Annotated in this window: 2 protein-coding genes; one reads left to right on the forward strand and one right to left on the reverse strand. The window is 45.2% G+C overall.

Features of this window, described 5'->3' with window-relative positions; all coding sequences use genetic code 11:
• The first annotated feature begins 26 nt into the window (after window positions 1-26).
• The gene (gene dinB, locus VN429_RS03150) at window positions 27-1,100 is read left to right on the forward strand and encodes a DNA polymerase IV (RefSeq protein WP_325629702.1); all 1,074 of its coding nucleotides are present in this window, start codon (window positions 27-29) and stop codon (window positions 1,098-1,100) included.
• Between the two features lie 25 nt (window positions 1,101-1,125).
• On the opposite strand, the gene VN429_RS03155 is transcribed toward dinB, so the two are convergent.
• Window positions 1,126-2,522, reverse strand: a 1,397-nt coding sequence (locus tag VN429_RS03155; RefSeq protein ID WP_325629704.1) for a GntP family permease, incomplete at its 5' end; no start/stop codon positions are given.

The raw sequence follows: 2,522 nt of genomic DNA on the forward strand, positions 1-2,522 counted from the left end.
CCCGGTGATCTTATCTGACAACCATCATGGACAATCAGATTATCGCCCATCTTGACATGGATTCATTTTATGCTTCAGTCGAGGTCCGTGATGATCCCTCTCTTTCAGGACAACCGGTCGTCGTCGGCTCTGATCCTCAGGAGGGAAAAGGACGCGGCGTGATCAGCACATGTTCATATGAAGCACGAAAATATGGTCTCCACTCGGGGATGCCGATATCGCAGGCATGGCACCTCTGTCCTCATGCCGTGTACATTCGTCCAAGCGGTAAGTATAGCATTGTTTCAGCTCGAATTATGGAAATCCTGCAGGATTATACGCGGCATCTTGAACAGGTAAGTATAGATGAAGCATATCTTGATTTTTCTGACTGTGGTTCCTATGATCAAGCAGAAGAACGAGCTTTTTTGATTAAAAAAGTTTTACGGGAACATGAAGGGTTAAGTTGTTCAATAGGGATTGCACCCGCCCGTTCATATGCAAAAATTGCATCAGACTTACAGAAACCTGATGGCCTGACCAGTATCCGACCTGACAATCTGAACAATATAATATCCACTCTTACTGTCGATAAGATTCCAGGAATCGGAAAAAAATCATCTACACTGCTACAATCGCGTAAATTGTTTACTTTTAAAGATCTTGCTGATGCAGATATTCAACTTCTTCAGGAAATTTTTGGAGCATGGGCAGTAGGAGTTCAGGATATTGCATCTGGCCATGATACCTCCGGGCTTAAGGATCAGGGGCCACGCCAATCCATCGGGAGAGAAACAACCTTTGCCGAAGATACTGACAATCCGGATCTGATATCAACAACCCTCGATGATTTGGCACGGTCACTTCATGCTGAACTGATCAGTGTACATGCACGGACAAGGACAGTTGGTATTCGTATACGATACACAGGTTTTATCACGTACACCAGATCAGTTTCGCTTTCCCATGCCGAGGATAATCTGGCGTCTATAATGAAAGCCGCACATTCATTGATTGAAGAGTTTTGGGAAGGAAAACCAGTACGCTTGATCGGGATAAGACTCTCCGGTCTTGTATACCATGATCCAAAACAGCTCACTCTGGATCAATTCTTCAGATAAAAAAATACAAAACAAACCGGAAAAATCAGGGGTAGAAATACTGAATCGCAAACGCGACCATGTACGTCAAGACCCCGAATATCACCTGCGGGATGGTGTAACGCTTAAAGACAGTTTTCACATCATCCCCGGTTGTCCGGTGAAGCAGCCAGAAATAGGGATCTGTTACAAAGCAGATGACTCCTGCTCCTGCGATGATCATCAGGAAAAGTGCCAACGGATTCATCATCGGAGGAATACCAGTACTGGCAATTATCTGCGCGGTAAGTATAGAGGTGACGATACGGGATCCCTGGGCAGTCTGAATGAGTGCTGCCATCACAAAGGGAATCAGAATGAGTGGAACATTCTGTGCAAGCACTGTCAGTGAATCCTGGGCAAATGTACTCTGGGTTATTACATATCCAAGTGCCCCTGCCCCACATATATCAAAAATTACAACTCCTGCATGCTTTGCTCCGGATACAAATCCGGTCCATCTGTTTTCAGGTAGTGCCACCATCACAGCAGCAATCATACCTGCAAACATAATGAACTGAACCAGTGTGAAATGCGAGAGATGAAGAAGAAAGAGACCAACCGGTATCGCAGCAAATATTACCAGAAATGGCGCCCATGCCTTTGGATGAAATTTTCCAGTGCAAAGACCCGAATCAGTCTCACATCCAGGTTGTAAATGCTGCTGATCAGAATACCCACTCTCCTCAAGTCCCCATTCAGCACCTTCTGACCCTTCTGATCTAATTTCAGATTCGTCCCCTTCAGCTTCTCCAGAAGTCACTGGACTTGCCTGAGCATCCGAGTCCTGCTCTGTTACCTTAGGGGTTCTCCATTTGGTCCACCAAATCAGAAGAACCAGGAAAAACACCGAGAGGGTGATCGTTACCATATCAAATGTTAAAGGGGTAAGGTGTTTAGGTCCAAAAGTATCAAAAAGCGGGAAGGTGACCGGAGTAGGATAGACAAATGCTACACCAAGCGTACTACCTAGAGCTACCAGATACATAAGGCTGGACTGGCGCCTTTTATCTGGAGCCAAGTGAGAAAGCACTGGCTGGAGGATCATATATGCTGTAATCGGGCATGTTGAAGGAACAGCGATAATATACCCGGCAAACCCTGAAAGTGAGAGCGGGCTTTTGAGGACCTTTCTGATATCTGATACAATCTGTTGAATATAACCCTGTTCAACAAGATATTTTGCGATAACTGAACCTGCAAGAATCGGAATACCCAGACTATTAAAAACACCTGCGCAGCCTGCTGCAACCTGTGTAAAAACCGCATCAGGATTGCCACCAACTGCAAATCCGAATGCCACCGCACCACTAACAAGGGTAATAAAAGGAGGTACACGGAATTTTATCCCTATCACAGAGATTAGGATGATAATGATGAAAAATATCTGCAGGGTGTACATTG

Origin of the sequence: Methanospirillum sp., from assembly GCF_035560735.1 — an archaeon.
Classification (GTDB): domain Archaea; phylum Halobacteriota; class Methanomicrobia; order Methanomicrobiales; family Methanospirillaceae; genus Methanospirillum.

Coding starts and splice junctions, on each gene's coding strand:
- dinB (WP_325629702.1), top strand. CDS start 27: ATGGACAATCAGATTATCGCCCATCTTGACATGGATTCATTTTATGCT.